The organism is Aliikangiella aequoris, from assembly GCF_053709105.1.
On the sequence record NZ_CM132298.1, the window covers coordinates 3374533 to 3396001 of the forward strand.

Annotated in this window: 24 protein-coding genes; 4 read left to right on the top strand and 20 right to left on the bottom strand. The window is 40.2% G+C overall.

Going from position 1 to position 21469, the window contains the following annotated elements:
* Positions 1-59: 59 nt before the first annotated feature.
* The 6 genes from envZ to ACUR5C_RS14605 form a co-directional block, all read right to left on the bottom strand.
* On the bottom strand, positions 60-1349 hold the full coding sequence (gene envZ / locus ACUR5C_RS14580) for a two-component system sensor histidine kinase EnvZ (RefSeq protein ID WP_454465906.1): 1290 nt from the start codon (positions 1347-1349) through the stop codon (positions 60-62).
* A gap of 158 nt (positions 1350-1507) precedes the next feature.
* Positions 1508-2152, bottom strand: a complete 645-nt coding sequence (locus tag ACUR5C_RS14585; protein WP_454465907.1) for an SCO family protein — start codon at positions 2150-2152, stop codon at positions 1508-1510.
* A gap of 11 nt (positions 2153-2163) precedes the next feature.
* Positions 2164-3057: a heme o synthase gene (cyoE, locus tag ACUR5C_RS14590; RefSeq protein ID WP_454465908.1), complete on the bottom strand. Its 894-nt coding sequence runs from the start codon at positions 3055-3057 to the stop codon at positions 2164-2166.
* Complete coding sequence (locus tag ACUR5C_RS14595) at positions 3044-4069, bottom strand: COX15/CtaA family protein (protein WP_454465909.1); 1026 nt, start codon at positions 4067-4069, stop codon at positions 3044-3046. Before ACUR5C_RS14595 ends, cyoE begins: the two co-directional genes overlap by 14 nt.
* A 27-nt stretch (positions 4070-4096) precedes the next feature.
* Positions 4097-4741 carry a redox-active disulfide-containing membrane protein gene (locus tag ACUR5C_RS14600; RefSeq protein ID WP_454465910.1) on the bottom strand — a complete coding sequence of 215 codons (645 nt, stop codon included), beginning with the start codon at positions 4739-4741 and terminating at the stop codon, positions 4097-4099.
* A gap of 4 nt (positions 4742-4745) precedes the next feature.
* The gene (locus ACUR5C_RS14605) at positions 4746-5504 is read right to left on the bottom strand and encodes an SURF1 family protein (RefSeq protein ID WP_454465911.1); all 759 of its coding nucleotides are present in this window, start codon (positions 5502-5504) and stop codon (positions 4746-4748) included.
* A gap of 95 nt (positions 5505-5599) precedes the next feature.
* On the opposite strand from ACUR5C_RS14605, the gene ACUR5C_RS14610 reads away from it, so the two are divergent.
* Entirely contained in the window at positions 5600-5827 is a 228-nt protein-coding gene (locus ACUR5C_RS14610) for a twin transmembrane helix small protein (RefSeq protein WP_454465912.1), read from the top strand.
* Positions 5828-5945: 118 nt separating this feature from the next.
* Here ACUR5C_RS14610 and ACUR5C_RS14615 read toward each other — a convergent pair whose 3' ends face one another.
* The 6 genes from ACUR5C_RS14615 to ACUR5C_RS14640 all read right to left on the bottom strand — a co-directional run bounded on the left by ACUR5C_RS14615 (position 5946) and on the right by ACUR5C_RS14640 (position 11774).
* On the bottom strand, positions 5946-6845 hold the full coding sequence (locus ACUR5C_RS14615; protein ID WP_454465913.1) for a cytochrome c oxidase subunit 3: 900 nt from the start codon (positions 6843-6845) through the stop codon (positions 5946-5948).
* Between the two features lie 31 nt (positions 6846-6876).
* On the bottom strand, positions 6877-7437 hold the full coding sequence (locus ACUR5C_RS14620; protein ID WP_454465914.1) for a cytochrome c oxidase assembly protein: 561 nt from the start codon (positions 7435-7437) through the stop codon (positions 6877-6879).
* Between the two features lie 30 nt (positions 7438-7467).
* Positions 7468-9021, bottom strand: coding sequence for a cytochrome c oxidase subunit I (ctaD, locus tag ACUR5C_RS14625; protein WP_454465915.1), 1554 nt, complete (start codon positions 9019-9021; stop codon positions 7468-7470).
* Between the two features lie 11 nt (positions 9022-9032).
* Positions 9033-10193 carry a cytochrome c oxidase subunit II gene (coxB, locus tag ACUR5C_RS14630; protein ID WP_454465916.1) on the bottom strand — a complete coding sequence of 387 codons (1161 nt, stop codon included), beginning with the start codon at positions 10191-10193 and terminating at the stop codon, positions 9033-9035.
* A 250-nt stretch (positions 10194-10443) separates the two neighbouring features.
* Entirely contained in the window at positions 10444-11151 is a 708-nt protein-coding gene (locus ACUR5C_RS14635) for a hypothetical protein (protein ID WP_454465917.1), read from the bottom strand.
* Positions 11148-11774: a sigma-70 family RNA polymerase sigma factor gene (locus ACUR5C_RS14640; RefSeq protein ID WP_454465918.1), complete on the bottom strand. Its 627-nt coding sequence runs from the start codon at positions 11772-11774 to the stop codon at positions 11148-11150. The genes ACUR5C_RS14635 and ACUR5C_RS14640 overlap by 4 nt, the downstream gene beginning before the upstream one ends.
* Before the next feature lie 284 nt (positions 11775-12058).
* On the opposite strand from ACUR5C_RS14640, the gene ACUR5C_RS14645 reads away from it, so the two are divergent.
* From ACUR5C_RS14645 to ACUR5C_RS14655, 3 genes are all read left to right on the top strand, one after another.
* Positions 12059-12499 carry a YiiD C-terminal domain-containing protein gene (locus tag ACUR5C_RS14645; RefSeq protein ID WP_454465919.1) on the top strand — a complete coding sequence of 147 codons (441 nt, stop codon included), beginning with the start codon at positions 12059-12061 and terminating at the stop codon, positions 12497-12499.
* A 39-nt stretch (positions 12500-12538) separates the two neighbouring features.
* Positions 12539-13534 carry a DUF3530 family protein gene (locus ACUR5C_RS14650; protein ID WP_454465920.1) on the top strand — a complete coding sequence of 332 codons (996 nt, stop codon included), beginning with the start codon at positions 12539-12541 and terminating at the stop codon, positions 13532-13534.
* 251 nt (positions 13535-13785) lie between these two features.
* A complete protein-coding gene (locus tag ACUR5C_RS14655; protein ID WP_454465921.1) occupies positions 13786-14430 on the top strand; it encodes a hypothetical protein in 645 nt (214 codons plus the stop codon).
* Between the two features lie 78 nt (positions 14431-14508).
* Here the strand turns inward: ACUR5C_RS14655 and ACUR5C_RS14660 are convergent, their stop codons facing one another.
* The 8 genes from ACUR5C_RS14660 to gmk form a co-directional block, all read right to left on the bottom strand.
* A complete protein-coding gene (locus ACUR5C_RS14660; RefSeq protein WP_454465922.1) occupies positions 14509-15069 on the bottom strand; it encodes a nucleotide-binding protein in 561 nt (186 codons plus the stop codon).
* 13 nt (positions 15070-15082) lie between these two features.
* A complete protein-coding gene (locus ACUR5C_RS14665; protein ID WP_454465923.1) occupies positions 15083-15982 on the bottom strand; it encodes an adenylate/guanylate cyclase domain-containing protein in 900 nt (299 codons plus the stop codon).
* A gap of 122 nt (positions 15983-16104) precedes the next feature.
* Positions 16105-16980: a methyltransferase domain-containing protein gene (locus tag ACUR5C_RS14670; RefSeq protein ID WP_454465924.1), complete on the bottom strand. Its 876-nt coding sequence runs from the start codon at positions 16978-16980 to the stop codon at positions 16105-16107.
* Positions 16950-17627 carry a tRNA (guanosine(18)-2'-O)-methyltransferase TrmH gene (trmH, locus tag ACUR5C_RS14675; RefSeq protein ID WP_454465925.1) on the bottom strand — a complete coding sequence of 226 codons (678 nt, stop codon included), beginning with the start codon at positions 17625-17627 and terminating at the stop codon, positions 16950-16952. Before trmH ends, ACUR5C_RS14670 begins: the two co-directional genes overlap by 31 nt.
* A gap of 100 nt (positions 17628-17727) precedes the next feature.
* Entirely contained in the window at positions 17728-18111 is a 384-nt protein-coding gene (locus tag ACUR5C_RS14680; protein ID WP_454465926.1) for a RidA family protein, read from the bottom strand.
* 137 nt (positions 18112-18248) lie between these two features.
* On the bottom strand, positions 18249-20363 hold the full coding sequence (gene spoT / locus ACUR5C_RS14685) for a bifunctional GTP diphosphokinase/guanosine-3',5'-bis pyrophosphate 3'-pyrophosphohydrolase (RefSeq protein ID WP_454465927.1): 2115 nt from the start codon (positions 20361-20363) through the stop codon (positions 18249-18251).
* A gap of 42 nt (positions 20364-20405) precedes the next feature.
* The gene (gene rpoZ, locus ACUR5C_RS14690) at positions 20406-20651 is read right to left on the bottom strand and encodes a DNA-directed RNA polymerase subunit omega (RefSeq protein WP_454465928.1); all 246 of its coding nucleotides are present in this window, start codon (positions 20649-20651) and stop codon (positions 20406-20408) included.
* 144 nt (positions 20652-20795) lie between these two features.
* Entirely contained in the window at positions 20796-21425 is a 630-nt protein-coding gene (gmk, locus tag ACUR5C_RS14695; RefSeq protein ID WP_454465929.1) for a guanylate kinase, read from the bottom strand.
* Positions 21426-21469: the final 44 nt, after the last annotated feature.

Sequence of the window (21469 nt, forward strand, 5' to 3'; positions counted from 1 at the left end):
CCAGCAGCGCACGCCGAGTGCGCTATAGCGATTAAGCCAGTGACTGGCGCAAGGATTAATTATTTAACCGGAATGGTAAAACTTGCTTCTAGCCCGCCCTGCGGATGATTAATTAAATTGATTTGGCCTGCGTGCATTTCAATAATTCTTGCCACAATCGCTAAACCTAAGCCCGAGCCTTTGCCACCACGTGCTTTATCACCGCGGGCAAAGGGCTGAAATAGTCGAGTTTTATCTAGCTCTTCAATTCCTTTGCCATGATCTCTTACGCTCACGAGTATGTCACCTTTAACTACTTTGGCACTGACTTCCACTGGTGCTTTGCCATAACGAAATGCGTTTTCAATTAAATTACTCACCACACGCTTCATCGCCATAGGCTTAAAGTCAACTAAAGGGAGTTGCTCAATATCGGCTTCTATTCCTTCATGCTGTTTCGATGAAGCTTCAATGACTTGTTGAATTAAATCGGAAAGATTACCGGTTTCTTTCTTCTCTTCACTGCCGTATCTAACATAGCCAATAAACTGATCAATAATATCGTCCATGTCTTGGGTGTCGTCTATTATGCCCGCCTTTAACTCGGCATCTTCGTCTGATAAAAATTCAGACGCCAACCGAATACGGGTAATTGGGGTGCGCAAATCATGTGAGATCCCAGCTAAAAGCAAAGTTCTATCTTCTTCTAGCTGGTGAACGTCAGAGGCCATTTGGTTAAATGCTGAAGTCACCGCAACAAGCTCCATAGGCCCTGTTTCTTTTAATTTACCGGGATAGTCGCCTCGTCCAATTTCTCGCGCCGCAAAAGCGAGTCGCTTCAACGGTCGATGCAGCTGGAAAACTAAAATCCAAGCACCACTTAAACTTAAAAATAACAACATACCTGTAAAAATAATCATTTCTGCCGGTTTATTGCCTTCATAGTCATCGATTGGCAGCCGGTACCAACGATCGGCAGATTCAGGTTCATTTACCCACAAATAAATGCCATCGGAGTTTTCAATTCTTACTTGAGCATTTTTCCCCAAATAGCGTTCCGCTTGCTCACTAAACCCTTTATGCAGCGTCGCACTTTCAAGCTTTTCAATGACGCCGCCATCAATAGGATAAACTTCTAATTCGGTCACTTCAGCCACTGCCGATGCTAGATTTTCTGGCACCGGAAACTGCGAACCTATTCGCTGCTGGACAACTAAATTAGACACTAAATACATTACAATACGGTTATGTCTATCCACCACAAAGTGCTGTACTGTGAAATAAGAAACAACATGACTAATGATAAGCAACGTCCCTATCATTAAGGTATTACGACCAAAAAAACTTTGAGGAAGGAGTCTAATACGCAAATTTCTGCCCGCTGGTTAAAACCTACTTGCCATCATAACGATAAATATCTATGGCGTCAGCAGGTTTAATTGAGAAAATGTTTCAAATAGTAACTCTAAAATCAGGAGTTTTTCAGTTAACAAAATCAGCTGATTAAACTTTTCACTACTTGACTGAGCTAAGGGTAATTTGAACTGACAAGCTGATTAATTTCTGCAACCAATGCTGATTTATCTTTAGCATGCATAGCTTCACTGCTAATAATACCGTAACGCTCAGCGTTAGGGCTTACAATAAATATTTTAGCGGTATGATCAACGGTATAAAACTCAGGGTCTTCGGAATTAATATAATAGATTCCGCCTAAGTCTTTTACCAATTGGTCTATCTGGTTTTTTTCGCCAGTGATGCCATAAAATTCTGGGTTAAAAGCCTGCGTGTATTTTTTTAAGTAGTCAATTTGATCGCGCTGAGGGTCAACTGATAAAAAAATTATGCGCATCTTTGCTTGATTCACCGCAGGAATTTGCGCATAAATATCACGCAAATCAGCTAAAGTGGTGGGACAAACGTCGGGGCAATGAGTAAACCCCATAAAAATAAAATTCCAATAACCTTTAAATTCTTGCTGGGTAAATAAACTATTATCTTCCCGTGTTAACTCAAAAGGAGAAATGAGATTTTTCTTTGGAAACACCAACATTTGTGAAAACGGCTGCCCTTTATGATGATTAACAGCAGAGGTTTCCTTTTCTTCTTGGTTTGAATTTTGGTTACACCCCAATAGAAGGCTTGTTACACAAACGATTAACAAAAATCTCATTTATCTAAGTCCTAAAAGTTTACCGGAAGATAGCGATCTACAATGAGCAAAACAAATAAAATCATTAGATAATAAATTGAATATCTAAAGGTATCCATTGCGACTTTACGCTCTTCAGTACGCATTAATTTAATTGCGTAATATAAAAAGATTAATCCAAGAAGGGTTGAACCCACCAAATAAATAATACCAGACATACCGACTAAGTAAGGCAAAGCAGCGGCGAAAATAAGCAGTATGGTATAAAAAACAATATTTAGTTTTGTAAACTCAATACCATGAGTTACCGGCAACATCGGTATATCTGCTTTGGCGTATTCATCTCTTCTAAAAATAGCCAATGCCCAAAAATGCGGCGGCGTCCAAACAAAAATAATTAACACTAATAACAGCGCATTAGGATGAATTTCTCCACCATAACCGTCGACAGCAGTCCAACCTAAAAGCGGCGGAATAGCACCACTTAAGCCACCAATAACAATGTTTTGCGGTGTCGCACGCTTTAAGTACATGGTATACACAAACGCGTAACCGACTAACCCAAAAAAGGTTAATATTGCAGTCAGCGGGTTAATATAAAAATAAAGCATTAGCATAGAGCTAACGGATAAGAGAACCGCAAATGCAATTGCTCGTTTGTTATCTATTTTCCCTGTGGCAACCGGTCGTTTAATTGTACGGGCCATAATCGCGTCAATTCTTTGATCAACGACATGATTAACTACCGCAGCGCCACCAGCCGCAAAACCAATTCCTAGCGTCGCGATAATCAATATATTAATTGGCACATGATCTCCAGGCGCCATATACATTCCAACGACTGCAGTTAATAAAATTAACAGTACGACCTTAGGCTTGGTAAGTTCTAGGTAGTCCTTAAAAGTAGCCTGATTAGTTTTGCTCATTGTTTTGCTCCTGGCTGGGCTTTGCGCCTAGCGATAGCGTTAGTAAGCACACCATAGCGACAAATAAAAATGCACCAACCGCGTTATGCGCAACCGCATTAGCAAGTGGCAACTTCATAACAATATTATTAACGCCTAATACAATTTGAATAAAAAGCAAACCAGCAAGTAAAAAGCTAAATTGTTTTAAAAAGCGAACACCTGAAGTGGCTAATCTAAAAATCAGCCAACCTAAAACAAACAAAGTGACAATAGCACCAATTCGATGAGCGACATGTATAGCAATTCGAGAGTTTTGATCTAACACCCCAAATTCATAATCATCTGCTTTTACGCCCCACAAATGAAAGCCCTGTAAAAAGTCAGCATCGTTCAACCAATTACCTTGGCATATAGGCAGTTCGTGACAAACCATGGCAGCATAGTTTGCTGAAGTCCAGCCGCCCAAGGCCACTTGCAGGGCTACAACAACTAGCGTCAATAGGATAAGGTTTTTATAAGGTGCCACTTGATTGGCAATTAGCGGCCAATTATTTTGGTAGTGATATCGTAAGGTTAAAGCGGCTAACAGTGACAGCATCGCAAACCCGCCCATTAAATGTGCCATAACCACTAAAGGGTGTAGCTTCATCGTCACGGTCCACATACCTAACGCCGCTTGAAAAATTATTAACACCAGTAAAATCGACGAGTGCTTAGTTGTATATTTGTCTTGCCTTCTCCAAGCGACTATTGCCAAACCTAATACCAACAGACCTAAAGTACCCGCAAAATAACGGTGAACCATTTCCGGCCAAGCCTTGGCAAACTCATAAGGTCTTTCTGGAAACTTAGCATTTGCCGCATCAATATGTTCAGCTTGAGTTGGAATATGCATAAATCCATAGCAACCAGGCCAATCAGGACAGCCCAAACCAGCATCAGAAAGCCGAGTGAAGGCACCTAGAATTACAACTACCACAGCAAAGCAAGTGGCAAATAGTGCGAATTTTTTTACTAACGAATTGTTCATGTAAATCTTTTAACCTAATTATTAAATTTAACCTAAACGCGAATATTTAAATAAACGGCGAATGTCTTCGCGCATATCACGGCTAATTTGTGGTGCCATCGATTTGTCTTTTACTAAGGGGTAGCGCAATATAATATTGCCTAGTGGATCAACTAAATAAATAAAGTTAGCAGGTAAATCTTTATTTAAACCAGAAGCCGTTTTAGGTAGTGCTTTAATTCCAATTTGTGAAAACTCCGCAAAAGCGGTAGGGAAAGGGCCGGTATCAAACTGGCTTCCATTGGGCAATACTAATAACTGCTCAGCTTTTTGAGTTTGCTTACCCAAACCAATATAGGTTTGGTTAACGGTTACTATATTTAAAGTAATACAGGCTTGATCGCACTGTCTAGGGTCTATAGGTACAATCCACCAATACAGCGTTTCAAACTCTTTACCGGTAATTTTTTCACCATTACTACGCGTAATAGCAAAGTCTTCTACATCCAGAACCTCTGCTTCGACCAACAATTCGCCTTTGTTTTTAGTTGCACCAGCAAACCAGCCAGCAAAATAAGCCGAATAGGCTACAGCAACCGGAACCACAAAAATTGCGAAAAGTAATACCAATGTGAGTCTATTTTTTTTCACGTTGTCTTGTTTCGATTCGGTTTTTAATTCTTCGAAATCCACGCCATCACCTTTTTTTGATACTTGCAATAAAACTAATAATTAAAAATGCCAAAGCTAACGCAAACCACTGTATTGCATAAGCCAAATGTTTTTCTGCGGGCATATTAGTCCAAACCCAATTTGTTAACAGCGCTCCTTGGCTGTCTTCATTTAAACGCAATATATAGTCTTCAATTTTTACCTGAAGCTTATCTTCTAACACTTCCTTAACCGCCAGATCGAGAACGGGCAGTCGGTAACTTCCATCAAATTCTTCAATTTCAGCGATACGGGTAGAGTTCGCTAGCTTAGGTAAAGGGTATACCCTGCCCTGAAGCACACTAAGCCCGGTCATGGCATTGGTTTCCGGCAGTAAATTTCTATCCACTCCGGCAAAAACCCAGCCTCTATTCACTAAAATCCAACGTTCTTCTTGGTTTAGACTCGTTGAAGTATCTTGCACCAGCTGCAACACATGATAACCCGGCGTTTTCTGATGAACTTTATTATCTAAAAAGATTAATGGGTTAGCCGCCCATTCAGATTTCAGCTCAAGCAGTTGAAACCGCTCTATTTCAGCTTTAGTTAAAGTCCCAGTTTCTGTTTTAGGCTGCTTTCCGCCTAATTCTAACTGCGCTAATCGATGCTGCTTTTCTTTTGCTCTATTGAGTTGCCAAAACCCCAGCTCATTGAGTAAAGTCTGTAACAACAAAAAAATAATTAAAAACCAAACATTGATGCGGACTTGATAGCGGCCGACATTATATTCTATGGTGTGCTTCAAATAGCAGAGCCCCACTAGAAAAAGTTTTCAAGGACGCGTATTCTATCATTAATTAACCTCGATCAAGAGCCCAATTACACTGGAATAGATAAAAAATGCTCATAAAAATACTTATCGTTATAGTCATGCTTGCCATTTTGTTTAGCTTATTCAGAAGTTTGTTTTTCTTAATGACGCAAAAGGATGGCAAAAGAACCGTTAAAAACCTAAGTTGGCGAATCGGCATGTCGCTATTATTGTTTATACTCTTAGTCGTTGGTGTTTATACCGGAGTTATAGAGCCACACGGACTTCCTATGGTTGACCCAAATGCGAAACCTTAAACAACGCAGTTTGTAGCAGCTTTTGTAGTTTCAACTTTACAATTTAACAATCCACACAAACAAAAAAGCCGAAGTTTTAACTTCGGCTTTTTAATTCGCTTAATTAAACAGTTAAAGCTTAAATAATATAAACGAAAATAAACAAGAATAACCAAACGACATCAACAAAATGCCAGTACCAAGCACCTGCTTCATAAGCAAAATGGTTTTCTTTAGTAAAGTGACCACTTGCACATCGAATCGACATTACAATTAAAAACACCGTACCAATCGTCACATGAAGTCCATGGAAACCAGTCAACATAAAGAAAGTAGAACCGTATATACCACTTCCTAAAGTTAAACCCATATGGGCATAAGCTTCGTAGTACTCATATGCTTGTAAGCACAAGAAGATAATACCTAAAAATGCGGTAATTGAAGTGTAGTTAATTAATGCATTTCTGTTACCGTCTTTTAACGCATGGTGTGCAATTGTTAAAGTCCAAGAGCTCGTCAAAAGAATTGCGGTATTAATTGCTGGTAATCCGAAAGCGCCCATTGCAGTAGTTGTTTCACCGTCAGGCATTTGAACTAATGGCCAATGCGGAACAAACTCTGGCCAAAGTAATGCATGCGTCATCGCATTGTTACCTTCACCACCAATCCAAGGAACAATTAATTGGCGTACATAGAGTAAAGCGCCAAAAAACGCGGCAAAGAACATAACTTCAGAAGTAATAAACCACAACATTCCCTGACGGAAAGAGCGATCCATTTGCGAGCTGTATAAACCACTCATAGACTCTTTAATGGTGTCTCTCCACCAGCCCCACATCATATAAAGAATGATAGTAAGTCCAGCCGCAAAAATTACCCAACCCATAGTACCTGTATTTCCATACTTGCCTGTGGTTTGTTGAATAAAGTTAGCGCCACCATAAGCTAACAAAAATAATCCTATTGCTCCAACGATAGGCCAATGGCTTTGCTCGGGAACATAATACTTTTCGTACTTTTCTTGATTTTCAGTACTCATTTTTTTCTCCATCTAAGCGATAGCATGCGCATTATTTGGTTGCACCGGCTGCAGCGTTCACAGCGTCGGTTATATTATAAAGTTGATAAGACAAAGTTAAGTGGGTAATGTCTTCTGGCAAATCAGCATCTATATAAAACTTCATTGGCATGTGAATTTCTTCACCCGCCGCTAGGCGCTGTTGTTCAAAACAAAAGCACTCCGTTTTATTTAAATACAAAGCGCCTTCACCAGGAGAGACACTAGGAATAGACTGCCCAATAACCGCTTTCTGTGAAACGTTTTTAGCATAAAAGGTCACTTCATTGAGTTCCCCTGGATGCACTTTCACCGATTTTTGAGTAGCACTAAACTCCCACGGCATTCCACGATTAACATTGGTTAAAAACTCAATGGTGACTAAACGTTCTTTTTGCACTTCTTTAGCAGTATAAATTGCTTGTCCACGAGTTTTACCATTAATGCCGGTAATATCGCAGAACACGTCGTACAAAGGAACCAGAGCAAAAGCGAATAAAAACATGCCACCCACTATGCCTACCAAGCGCATAATGAGCTTTTTGTTACGGTTATCTTGCTGTTGCTCTGTCATTTTAATCGTTAACTCTATCTAACTTATTGATTACTTAACTTTAGGAGGCGTATCAAAAGTATGATACGGCGCAGGACAAGGAAGCTCATCCCACTCTAAGCCAGTAGCACCATCCCAAGGTTTATCTTCAGCTTTTTTACCACTTCTAATGGCATTAATAATCACATAAAAGAAGAATATTTGGCTTAAACCTAGTGCAAATGCACCGATACTTGCAACTTGGTTAAAGTCAGCAAACATCATGTTGTAATCAGGAATACGACGAGGCATACCCGCTAAGCCACTAAAGTGCATTGGGAAGAAAGTTAAGTTTACAGCGATCATCGACCACCAAAAATGTATTTTACCTAATTTCTCGTTGTACATTCTGCCAGTCCATTTAGGCAACCAATAATAAACAGCTGCTGTGGTACCAAAAATAGCACCTGGGAATAGTACATAATGGAAATGCGCCACCACAAAATAAGTATCATGGTATTGGAAGTCAACTGGTGCCATTGCCAACATTACGCCAGAGAATCCACCGATAGTGAATAATATAACGAACGCAATCGAAAACAGCATTGGCGTTTCAAAAGTCATCGAACCTTGCCACATAGTCGCAACCCAGTTGAAGACTTTAACACCAGTAGGCACAGCGATTAGCATGGTAGCAATCATAAAGAATAGCTCACCCGCAACAGGCATACCCACGGTAAACATATGGTGAGCCCAAACGACAAATGACAATAATGCAATTGACGCTGTAGCGTATACCATAGAAGAGTAACCAAACAGTTTCTTACGTGCAAAAGCTGGAATGATTTCTGATGCCACACCAAAGGCTGGCAAAATCATAATATAAACTTCAGGATGCCCAAAGAACCAGAAAATATGCTGGAACATAACCGGATCACCACCACCCGCTGCGTCAAAGAATGACGTACCAAAATGACGGTCAGTTAGCATCATAGTAACGGCACCGGCTAATACTGGCATTACCATAATAAGTAAGAATGCAGTAATTACCCAAGTCCATACGAAAAGCGGCATTTTCATTAAAGTCATGCCAGGCGCACGCATATTGAAAACTGTGACAATTACGTTTATTGCACCCATGATAGAAGAAATCCCCATCATGTGAACACCAAGAATAAAGAAATCAGTACTTGGCGGTCCATAAGTTGTCGACAAAGGCGCGTAGAAAGTCCAACCAAAGTTTGGCGCACCGCCGTCCATAAACAACGAAGACAGTAATAACGTAAAAGCAAAAGGAAGAATCCAGAAGCTCCAGTTGTTCATTCTTGGTAAAGCCATATCTGGTGCACCAATTTGCATTGGGATTAACCAGTTAGCCAAACCAACCATGCTTGGCATAACTGCACCAAATACCATGATTAAACCATGCATTGTTGTCATGGAATTGAAGAATAAAGGATCAACAAATTGTAGTCCTGGTTGATAAAGCTCGGCACGGATAACCATTGCCATTGCTCCACCAATTATGAACATAATAAATGAGAACCATAAGTACATAGAACCTATGTCTTTATGGTTTGTCGTAAATAACCAGCGTTTGATGCCGGTTGGATGATGATCAGCCATCGGATCTTCTCCTATTTGTTACCGGCTTTAAAAGCCTGAATGTCAGCAGGTTGAACGAGTTCGCCAGTATCATTACCCCAAGCATTTCGCTCATAAGTAATAACGGCAGCTAATTCAGCATCAGTTAATTGCGATCCAAACGCTGCCATAGCAGTGCCAGACTTACCATTAACTACAATATCAATGTGAGCATCTTTTTGCGCTGGGTCAATTGCCATTTCACTACCTTTTAAGGCTGGGAATACTGGCGGAGTACCTGAACCATCGGCTTTATGACAAACCGCACATTTGCTTTCGTAGACTTCTTGACCTAATGCCATTAGCTTGTCTAAATCCCAAGATTTAGCAGCGGCTTCAGCAGCGGCTTTTTCTGCAGCTAAACGCTCTTCGTTTTTCTTCGCTACCCAAGCTTCAAACTCAGCTTCTGTAACAACTTCAACAACGACTGGCATAAATCCATGCCATTTACCGCAAAGCTCTGTACATTGACCGCGATAAACGCCGGTTTTTGGAACATTAGTCCAAGTTTCATTAATGAAACCAGGAATAGCGTCTTTTTTAACGCCTAACTCAGGAACCCACCAAGAGTGAATAACATCGTCAGCAGTAACTAATAGTCGAACCTTTTTATTCGCCGGAATCACCAAACGATTATCAACTTCTAATAAGTAGTTTTCGTTAGTTGAAGCTTCGCTGAGGTTAAAGTTCTTTTCCTGTTGAGCTTGTTTTAAGTTACTAAAGAACTCAACATTATGATCAAGATACTTGTAATGCCATTTCCATTGCGAACCCGTCACCTGGATTGACATATCAGGATTCGACGCATCTTCCATTTTGATTAACAAGTTAATCGCAGGAATCGTAAGGATTACTAAGATGATAAAAGGGATAGCAGTCCATACAATCTCAACCGAAGTGCTATGCGAAAAGGTCGCAGGCGTTGGGTTTTTCGATTTTCTGTGGGCTATCATCGAATAAATCATTAGTCCAAATACAACAACTGCAATACCAGTCATAACCCATACAACCATCATATGAAGGTCGTAGGCTTCTTGGCTTGTCTCTGTTACACCCGGACGCATGTTTAATTCAGCAGTCGCTTGAGCAACACCGCAAAGTAACGTACTTATCAGTGCAGTCAAACTCGCAACAATTTTGCGTCGAATGGCCATAAAAGTCTCCATTATTATAAAAAACGGCTAATCCGCTTAAACTTTTGGATTTTTGAGTGAAAGAATAAGGATTATAGTGCAATTTTTGCACAAATATGAGCAACTATCACAACCTTACCAAAATTTAATTTGGCACCCCTCCCTATTGTGGTGGAATTATAAGGATGCAGCGGACAGAAGCAAGCAAAATTCAGGTTTTTTGGCTGTCAAATCAGCCGATTGAGTCAATCGAGAACAACAAACTCGATAATTACTGGCGCAGTAAATCAAGTTGCTCGTCAATTGGGTATTGTGGATAAGCCTGCTTAAATTCTTGCAGTGCATGATCTGCAGCAGCAAATTCACCTTTTAAATACAAATCAATAATTTCTCGCGCTCGCCGCTCTTCTTCCGACAACACCGAATGAGAACCAGCTTCTTGGCTCAAGCTAGGTGTAGCCGAAGAATTTGATGAGAGCGCTTGAACTGACGACTTTTGACTTTCATCGCCTTGGTGATACTCAACAATGCCTACCGTGGCTTCAGTTGGCCTAATGCCAAGGTTAGCAGCGCTAGATGGTGGAGCCATAATAATAGGTTTAGTTGGCAATGCTTTGAGTTCTGGATTCATTTCAGACACTTCATATTTAAATGGCTTTTGCGTATCTACCGGTATTATTTTAGTCGCAGGAGATGTCCCTGGTAAAACTCGTGGTGGCTCATTCCATAATAAGTTAGTCGCAACCACGGTAAACATAACCGTAGCAAGTGCACTTATGGGTAAACTGACCCGCCTCCACCAAGAAATTTTTATTTGTTTTGGTTTTAATGTGCGCGCAGCCTCTCGGTGTGCAGCGGCAATAATTTGTTTATCTAACGCTGTTGGTGGACTTTCTGAACTTTGCAAAGAATAGTTCTGTTGCAGCGCCTTAAGTTCTGCCTCAATCGCACCTGTATTATTTATTTGTTCAGAGCTCACGCGGTTTCTCCTAAACTAGAGCGCAATTTTGTCATGGCATAACGTAATTTGCTCTTTATGGTCTCGCGTTTACAGTCGAGAACATTAGCGATTTCATCTAGCGACAGCCCTCCATCTAATTTAAGCAAAATTGCCGTTCGTTGATCCAATGGCAAGGCTTCAATTTGCGTTCTTAATAAGTGTTTTTCATCTGCTGCAACTAAGCTGTCGGCGATATCGGTGGACTGGGTATTTTGTTTTAACGCAACCACACCTTCTTCTAGTTCTACTTCCTGCTGTAATTTTTTATATTTACGTAACGTATCAATTATATGATTTTGCGCTACTCGATATAAAAAAGTCGTAAATAACGCTTTAGGTTGATAGCTTTCTCTTGAATTAACCACTTTCATCCAAATTTCCTGAAAACATTCTTCTGCTTTAGCTTTATTACCTAGCTGACGTAAACAGAATCGGTACAGCCCACCTTTGTGTTTAAGGTAAAGCTGCTCAAATGCCAAAGCGTTACCTTTGGCATATTGAAGCATTAACTGTTCATCACTTTGCGTTTTTTCCATACGCTTAGTGAACGTTAATTCGCTTCGATTTGCAATAGGCAAACAGCCCTCTATTGCACTTTCCATTAACACTCCTTAAAAAAAATGAGGAATTCCCCCTAACTCGCCTTTTGACATTTGCCTTCATTTAAAACGACTTTAAACCTAAACTCCCCCATAATTGGGATTAAACAATGTTGGTTTTGTCGCGCACTTGATTTGTCAATAAATTAAATCGACCGGGTGAGGCTAATTCAATAATACAAAAAACTCATTATCCACAGTAAAATGGAGATTCTTAACATGAACAATGCAGCCAAAGTTAGATTTAATCCAGTAAACGCAATTAATCGATAAAAGGGGTTAGTTTTTTGAAAAATCATTACCAAAACTTAGTTCATTCCACAATTCCGGTATCTAAAAGCATTGGATGGCGAATTGAAGCTTTATCCGCAACCACCATTCGAGCCTCAACTCAATTAAAGCCCAATATTAATATTCACCAAACCGCTTTCGCAGGCAGTTTATATGCAGCGGCTATGGCAAGTGCTTGGACGCTATTAAAATGTTGTGGTGATGCGCTCGAATATAAGGCCGAATTAGTTGCCGCTGAAGGAAATATTCAATACTTAAAACCTGTTCCTAATGATTTTTTAATTAGCGGCGAGATAAACACCCAAAGCGAGCAATATCTTAAACTTTTAGAACGAGTATCACTAAATCAAAGCTGCGCATTCAAACAATCAGTCGAAATTCATTGCGATTCCCAATTATGTGCCATACTCACAGTACAATTTGTATTTAAGGTATAAGTTAATTTATCAACACAAGGGCTAGTTTCTGTTGCTAACATGTCAAATTTATTGCGTGCGTTTTTAAGCTACATTAGGTTATCGATTGTTTTCATCTTGGTTTTCGCTGCTAATACTGATGCAGCGGAACAAGAAACTGAAACAGCAACACCAACGCCTGTTGCGCAGCCGCCACAACCAGCCTCAGCAAAGTTTAGTAGCAATCTAGAAAAATTAGCCGCAAAAAAACCCAGCGACGAACAATTTTGGATCGAAATAGACAGCACGAAAGTATTACTTTTAAAGTATTGGGCAGATGGTCGTATTAACCGAGGGAATATTGTATTACTTCCAGATCCTTCTGAAAACCCAGCTCACCCTAGACTGATTTACCCACTAGCGAAACAATTAAGCCTTTTAGGTTGGACGGTTTATGCACCGGCACTTCCCCTGGCAGATTTTTCTGTCGTTAAAGAAGAACAAGCCGAACAAAACCCTGCCGCGACTCAAGCTGCTTCAACCGAACCTAATAACACGCAACAACCGCCAGCGAGCTCGGAAAATGCGGCTCAACAAGATACCAATGAAGCAGCACAATCACCACCAGCTAAACTTCCCATTACGCAACCTTTTTTCAGTGACAAGGCGGCTTATCAAAACTATATAAACCAGATAATTCAAAATACCTTACAAAAGATTGCACCAAAAACCGAAAAGTTAGTTTTAATTGGTAATTGGCGCAGTGCTTTTTGGTTACTCGATAATAAAATTCAAGCACAAGATGTTAGCCATATTGTTTTTATTCACCCCAAGTTAGCGCACGCAGACAAAGCCATGCTAGAAAACCAATTTAAGGCACAAAATTTGCCAGTAATGGGGTTATTTAATATTGATCAATCCGAAAACGAATTTTTAATGTGTTTTAGGAAACAGTTATGGCAAGCACCACGTATTCGAATACACCAAGACATTTTTTCATCTCAGCAACTTTATTTAGAAATTAATCGCTATGCAAAACTAATTACTGGGTGGGTTTCACCACTCAATTATGACTAAATAAATGCCATTTTTTTGTAAAAACTTTCTCTAAATTAGCCATTTTAAAAAAAAATAAAAAATGATTTAAGCAGGCTAAAAGATCTTAATTTTATCAATCCGTCTCGAATAAACATAAGATTCGGTTTTTTTTGGCTTTTTTTTGGCTTTTTTTGCCCTTTTCTTAATTTTTTTTTTGAATTTATTCACACTTGACTATAAACTTCGTTGTGGAGATTCTTACATTCAAAAAAACAAGTGGAGATTTAATCATGGCCAAAGGCGCAGTTAAGAAGAAGAAAGCACCTGCAAGTAAAAAAGTTGTCGCTAAAAAAGCGGCTCCTAAAAAGGTAGCTAAGAAAGCAACTAAAAAAGCAGCTCCTAAAAAAGCAGCTAAAAAGGTTGTTAAGAAAGCAGCAGCTAAAACAGGTGCGGTTTTAAACAAAGCAATGACAACTACTTCTAAAGCAGCTGACAAAGCAGCAGCAGCAGCTAAAAAAGCAGAAGCGACGTTAAAGTCTCTTACTAGCAAAGTTGCAGCAGCTAACAAAACATTAGCAGCTAAGAAAGACGCCGCTAAGAAAAAGAAAACTGCAGCAGCTAAAGCAGCAGTTAAAAAGGCAATGGCAGCAAAAACTGCAGCAGCTAACAAAGTTAAAGCGCAAAAAGCAGCAATCAAGACTGTTAAAGCTGACGCTAAAGCAGCAGCTGATTTAGCTAAAGCGGTAGCAGCAGTAGAAGTTAAGCTAGCAGCTCAAGCTAAGAAAGACGCAGCAGCAATTGCTCGTTTAGAAGCTAAACAAGCTAAAGCAATGGAAAAACTTGAAGCTAAGCTAGTTTCTGCAGCGCAAAAGCCAAAGAAAAAAGCAGCTAAAAAGAAAAAGAAGCCAGCAGCTAAAGCGGCAGCTAAAGCATAATTTATTTTTGCTTAGTAAATAAAAAGGAGCCTTAGGGCTCCTTTTTTGTTAGTACGACTAAATTTGTTAGCTAAAAGTCTAATCTTTACCTGACATGACTCGATTCAGTAGTCGGTTTAGCTCTCCTTGAGCATCTTTACTTCCATACACTTCTTGCTGAAACACCGTTTTACCTAATGCTAAACTTCGCACATAAATAGAGCGATCTTTAATTAAGTGAGCACCTTCTGAATACAACTTCATCGCCATTACTCGTTCGTCATGGCGGCGGGTATCAACAGCATTAATGCAGCGAATGACGCGTTTATCTCTTATTAGTCGCTGCGCTCTATTCACTGCCTTTAAATCTAATATACTTGCCCGCATTGGCATGATAATCGTTTCTATCGTGGGTACATTTTTAACATCGGGGGCATGGTCGTAAATTAACAAATCTACATTCGGTAAGACTTGAGGCTCGTTAGGAACAACAGAAAAAGGGAGCTGCTTCTCATTAAAAACATCTATCGCAGATTGCTGCGGGTCAAGGTCACACACTAGCACCTTAAGGCCAGAGTAATATGCTGCAGCGGCAAAGTTCAATGCCAATGTCGTTTTGCCTACGCCACCTTTAGGTGACCAAAACGCAATCCTCCTCATAGTTCAATCCTTTTTAATTATAATAGCATTCAATAATGTCGAGTTCCGCATCAGCTAAGGGTAAGCCTAATGAAAGGCGAATGTTGCCAATTAAAGGATATTCTTCTCGCCGAATGTATACTTCTGTGTTTGCTTCACTTAAAAGATAGCACCCATTAGTGGAACTATCGACTAAAACAAACTTACCACGATTATATTTAATTTGGCAGTGTTCTCTGGAAACTTGCGAACCTTCCACCAAAAGATCACATTGGTTAGCATCTCGACCTATAACATAGGGGACGTCAAGCGGCCCGATAATATGCGACTGATCGCGATAATTAATCACTAACTGCTCGCAATTATCAAGCAATTGCATATCTTGGTTAGCAAACATTTGAGTCTCATTATTGGCATATTCTTTATACTGCCAAAAAGCTCGGTAAATCATTGTTGCTGCCGTTGCGCCTTTTAGCACCACTTGGTCAAACTCTCGTGTCGATGCTTTATGCGCTAAACTCAATGCATTAAACACCTCTTCAGTTAACAAAACCTGCTCACCTTTCGCCATTCGGGTAACGCATGCTGCGTCATTTACAGCATCGCCAAATAGATCACTTTGCTCGCTGAGCACTTGCCCAAAACCAATACCGACAGCGACCTTTAAATGATGATTTTGTAACAGGTTCTGATTCGCTTTTTGAATATCAATTGCGGCGGTAAAACTGTCGTCTGCGGTGGCGAAACTGGCCATAACCTCATCGCCAATGGTTTTAACCACTCGCCCTTTAAATCCAGTTACGGTTGTTTGAATTGAATTAAGCAGCTCATCAATGATTAGCTTTGCTTTTATGTTACCTAATTGTTTGTACAACGCAGAGCTTCCGCAAACATCGGCAAATAAAATTGCTTGTGGAATCTCTTGTTTTTTCAAACCAAAAACCTTTGTTACGTTAATAATATGGACTCTTTGCACTGGTAAAACTGCACGACACTTAAGCGCAAGACTAAGTTAAGTCAAACGCGATACTAATATCTCATAGTTTGTTGCAAAGTTTAAGTCAGTTTTTGTGCGATAAATACATTATTGGGACGCCCATCATTTAACCAAATCGTTTCATCACACAAAATTTTAAAGTCAATAAAAACCTTTGCCAGCTCACCATTTTTTAGAATAAAACGAGGATTTTTAGGCTTGCCAAAAGCTTCACAGCCTTCGCTAAAGGTTTGATAAGCGACAAACCCATGAGGTTTTAATTTTCGTTTAATTTGGCTCAGTAAAGGGCGGTGTAAATAGCGCACAACCGAGATAATATCAAACTCTCCATCAATCTGATCGAGTGCATTACTCTCAATTTCTAAGTCGAGCACTTGAGCTGTGACTTTAACTGAGTGCTGTTTAGCGAGTTCGCTTACTTTGCTAATGGCAGCCTGCTGATAATCAACCGCGACAACCTGACAGCCATGTAACGCCAAATAGACTGCATCACGTCCGCCACCACAACCAATATCTAAAGCGCGCAACCCGCTAAGCGGATTTGCAGAGTTAGTTTGAGCAGACTTTACTAAGCGCTCAATTACCGGAGCCGGTTGCCATAACCTTGGAGACTGCTCGCCTAAACTCAATAGGTGCTTAGCTTTAAGTTGCGCAGCTAAGGATACAGACCAAACTAAACTGGCACCAATAGCATACCCCTTTTGATTCAGCGCACGGATCGCTTCATTGATGTCTTGCTCGGTTCCAATTAAATAAAGCAAACTAGATTTTGTCGGTAATTGGTACAGGCGAGAAATAATAGACTCAACCGGGAAATTGGCCGCGTCACTATAGTGACCTTGAGCAAAAGCCTCGCGGCTTCTTAAATCAATGACAGGGTTAGGCTTTAGCGCAATAAAGTCAGCTAATTGATAGATGAACGAATTTGATGCCATTCTGGGTCGCAAATATCACCATTTTCGTCAATCAATGGATAACGAATTTGGTGTTTTAAACAAAATGTCTTTACTTGAGGATGCAGCCACTCAAATCTGAGTTTTTCAAAGGTTGACTGACTAATTTGCTGCTTTTTATACATGCCTGCTAATTCTCTTTGGCGCTGAGCTTCATATAAAATAATTGCCGAGGCAACCGAAACATTGAGCGACTGCACCATTCCTAACATAGGAATTAGCACATGCTTATCGGCTAACTCAGCCGCTTGTTCACTCACGCCAAATTTTTCGCTACCGACTAACACCACGGTTGGCTTGGTGTAGTCAATGCTTCTAAAGTCTACCGCTCGCTCAGAAAAGTGCGCAGCTAGCACTTGCATTCCTTGCGCTTGTAACGGCTTGAGTCCGTCCTTTAAATTACTATGAGTATGAGTTTCTACCCAGCGGCTACTGCCACCGGCAGTGCCCGCACATTCGCGCAGCCTTCCTTCTGGATAAACCGCGTGCACCTCGCCTACACCAATAGCATCACAGGTTCTTACTATGGCAGCTAAATTATGCGGTTTATGCACTTCATCCATAAATACAGTGAAGTCTGTTTGACGCCTTTGCAGTAGCTCAATAATTTTTTGGTTTCTTTCGCTCATAGTGACGATCTTTTATTTAATTGGCTCAATTGCTGCAAAGTATCCTAGCAGTGCGAATGTTTTTAGCTGATTGATTTTGGTTTGCAAACCGAGCTGAGTATTAGTCAATTTCTAATACGCCATCCATTTCAACTTGTGCGCCTTTCGGTAGTTCTTTTACGCCAATGGCTGCGCGTGCCGGATAAGGCTGAGTAAAATATTCGGCCATAACCTCATTCACTATTGGAAAACAGCTTAAATCCGTTAAAAAAATGTTGAGTTTAACCATTTGATTTAAGTTACCACCAGCCGCTTCGGCTACTGCGCTTAAATTTTTAAATACTTGATGAATTTGCGCTTTAATGTCTTCACTAACAAATTCCATAGTGGCAGGAACCAATGGTATTTGACCGGAAAAATACACGGTTTTACCAACTTTTACTGCTTGAGAATAAGTACCAATAGCCGCTGGGGCATTTTCTGTATTTATGATTAGCTTGCTCATATTTAGCGTTCCTTAACTTAAATAGTAAGATGACTCTGTGAAAAAACCGGCCTAACTAATGCTTTGGTATTCGTTTTTGAGCCATTTAAAATTGCGACTGACTTGCGATTAAAACATTTATTAATTGTCTAAAACACTTAGCGATGGCGCGAAACTTTAATAACAAAATCATATAATCTAATTTTGCGGATTAAGTTCGCTAAATGAAGCCGGTTTCTTACATCAATTAAAAAGCATAATTGGTTGGTGGTACCATCTTTTGCGTCAATTTCAATATTAACAATATTGACCCCTTCATCAGCGATTAACGAGGTTACCTTGGCTAAAACACCATGCTGATTAACGACATCAATTCTTAACTCAACTCTAAACTCACCTTCAACATCTTTTTCCCATTGAACTGGCACGTATTTATCAAGGTGGTTACGATGATTAGAAACATTATTACAATCTTGACGATGCAAAATAAAACCGCCACTGGTACTAATGGTTCCAACAATAGGATCGCCCGGTATGGGATGACAACACTTCGCGTATTCAATCATCATACCTTCCGTTCCTTTAATGGCTAAAGGTCGGTTGCTATCTTCTATTTTAGTGGTGCTAGTTTCAACTTTAGGATCAAGTCTATGTGCAATTATCACGCTCGCGGTTTGACCAAGGCCAATTTCGGCTAGTATATCGTCAAAACTTTCATGGCGAGTTTCTTTATTGACACGTTCAATTAAGCTTTTATCGATAGTCTCTAACTTAGTTCCATTTAAGGCTTTTTCGAGCAGTCGTTTACCCAAATTAATCGCATCATCACGGCGTAAATTTTTAATAAAGTGACGAATATTGGTGCGCGCTTTACTCGTAGTAACAAAGCTCAACCAACCAGGGTTAGGTTTAGCCCCTGGCGCAGTAATAATTTCTACGGTTTGCCCATTACTTAAAAATGAAGATAATGCTGCAATTTTTCCATCAACTTTACTCGCAATACAGCTATTACCAACATCGGTATGAATAGCATACGCAAAGTCTACCGGTGTAGCCCCTTTAGGTAATTCAATAATATTACCGTTAGGTGTAAAAATATAAACTTCATCGGGGAACAAGTCGACCTTAACGCTTTCAATAAACTCTAACGAAGTGTGCGTATTTTTTTGCAGCTCCATCAGGTTACTCATCCACTCACGTGCTCGAATTTCTGCACGGTTAATGTCATTACCACTTTTATATAACCAATGTGCTGCAACACCATTTTCGGCCATTTGATCCATGGTGGTAGTACGCACTTGTACTTCTATGTGCAATCCATGGGGGCCTTTTAAGGTAGTGTGTAAGCTTTGATAACCATTAGTTTTAGGAATGGCAATGTAGTCTTTAAAACGCCCCGGAACAGGTCGATATAAATTATGCAACTGGCCTAAAATTCGATAACAATTATCTTCTGAGTCGGTGGTGACTCGAAAGCCGTAAACATCCATCACGTCATCAAATACTTTGTACTTTTCGCCAACCTTTTCTAGCATTTTTTGATAAATACTAAACGGCGTTTTTTCGCGCCCAATAACTTCAGCAACAATATGTTCTGCGTCTAATCGACTTTGAATATTGTTACAAATACTGGTCACTATTTCTTTACGGTTACCGCGTGCTTTTTTTACCGAATCTCTAATCACTCGGCAGCGCACAGGGTATTTAGCAGCAAAGCCTAATTCTTCTAATTCACTGCGTATCGCATACATACCTAAACGATTGGCAATAGGGGCATAAATTTCTATGGTTTCTTTAGCAATTCGGCGTTGTTTGTCTGGCCTTAAGGACCCTAAAGTGCGCATATTATGGAGTCGATCGGCCAGTTTGATCAGTACAACTCGTAAATCTTGCACCATGGCCATCATCATTTTTCGGAAGTTTTCTGCTTGAGCTTCTTCACGAGAACGGAATTTAATTTGGGTTAATTTGCTAACCCCTTCTACTAAATCCGCCACCCTTTCTCCAAACCGCGTAACTAAGTCTTCGCGCTCTACATCACAATCTTCAATTACATCATGCAGCAAAGCAGCCATAATGGTTTGATGATCTAAATGTAACGTGGCCAATATTTTGGCAACTGCAACCGGATGAGTAATATAAGGATCGCCGCTAGAGCGAAGTTGCCCATGATGGGCATCACGGGCAAATACGTAGGCTTGTTCTACTTCTTGAACTTGGGAGGAATCTAAATAAGTTTGAAGTTGCTCTTTGAGCCCGCTAAACAAATACACCAGTTCCTCCCGTAAAAACTAACATCAATTAGTTTTTAGTACTTAGCTTTCTGTACTTTCGCTGGAATCTTCCACTGACGACATACCTAAACGATCAACGTTGTCGACGTTGACTAGTTTTTCTTCAATTTCACGCAATGCGACTACTGTCGGCTTATCATTATCCCAATCTACCATTGGATCTTTACCGCCAGTCGCTAACTGACGTGCGCGCTTTGACGCAACCATGATTAAATCAAAACGGTTGCCGATACTATCAACTGCATCTTCTACAGTAACTCGTGCCATTGGATACTCCCAAGAGACGTTAAAAATTCGTTGCTTTCACTTTGTTTAGCAATATTGCTAAATTCACTTACCATTTAAGGCATTGCTTGGCTAAAATATGTCCAGCTGCTTCAAACGGCCGCATAGTTTACCCTAAAACCGCATTTAGTCCAAAAGATTGCTCAACAAATGAGCGTGTTTTTTCTGCATTGGCGCTGTTTTTTGCCTTTCTGCCCGAATAATTGATTTTAACTCAACTAAAGCCGTGTCAAAGTCGTCATTGATGACCAAATAATTGTACTCATTAAAATGAGACATTTCACTTTGAGCCGCCTGCATTCGCTTTTCTATGACTTCTGCATCATCTTGGCCGCGCCCTTCAAGTCGTTCTCTTAAGGCTGCCTTGGTGGGCGGTAGAATAAAAATAGAGCGGCTGTCTGGCAGTTGAGCCCTAATTTGCCGCGCCCCTTGCCAATCAATCTCTAAAATTACGTCAATTCCTTGGCTCAGCTGCTGCTCAATAGAGGATTTGCTCGTACCATAAAAATTACCAAACACCTGTGCGTGCTCAAAAAACGCTTTTTGCTCAATTAAATTTAAAAACTCAGCTTCAGTCACAAAATGATAGTCAGCACCATTTAACTCACCTTTGCGCATTGCGCGAGTCGTGTGCGAAATAGACGTTTCAATATTATTAACCTGCAAAATCAATTGCTTAAGCAAGCTGGTTTTACCCGCTCCCGACGGAGCAGAAACGACATAAAGAGTACCTTTAGCAGTTTGACTATCAACCATTAATCTTTTTCCCGAATAAATCTGCCACCGTCAATCTTAACCAG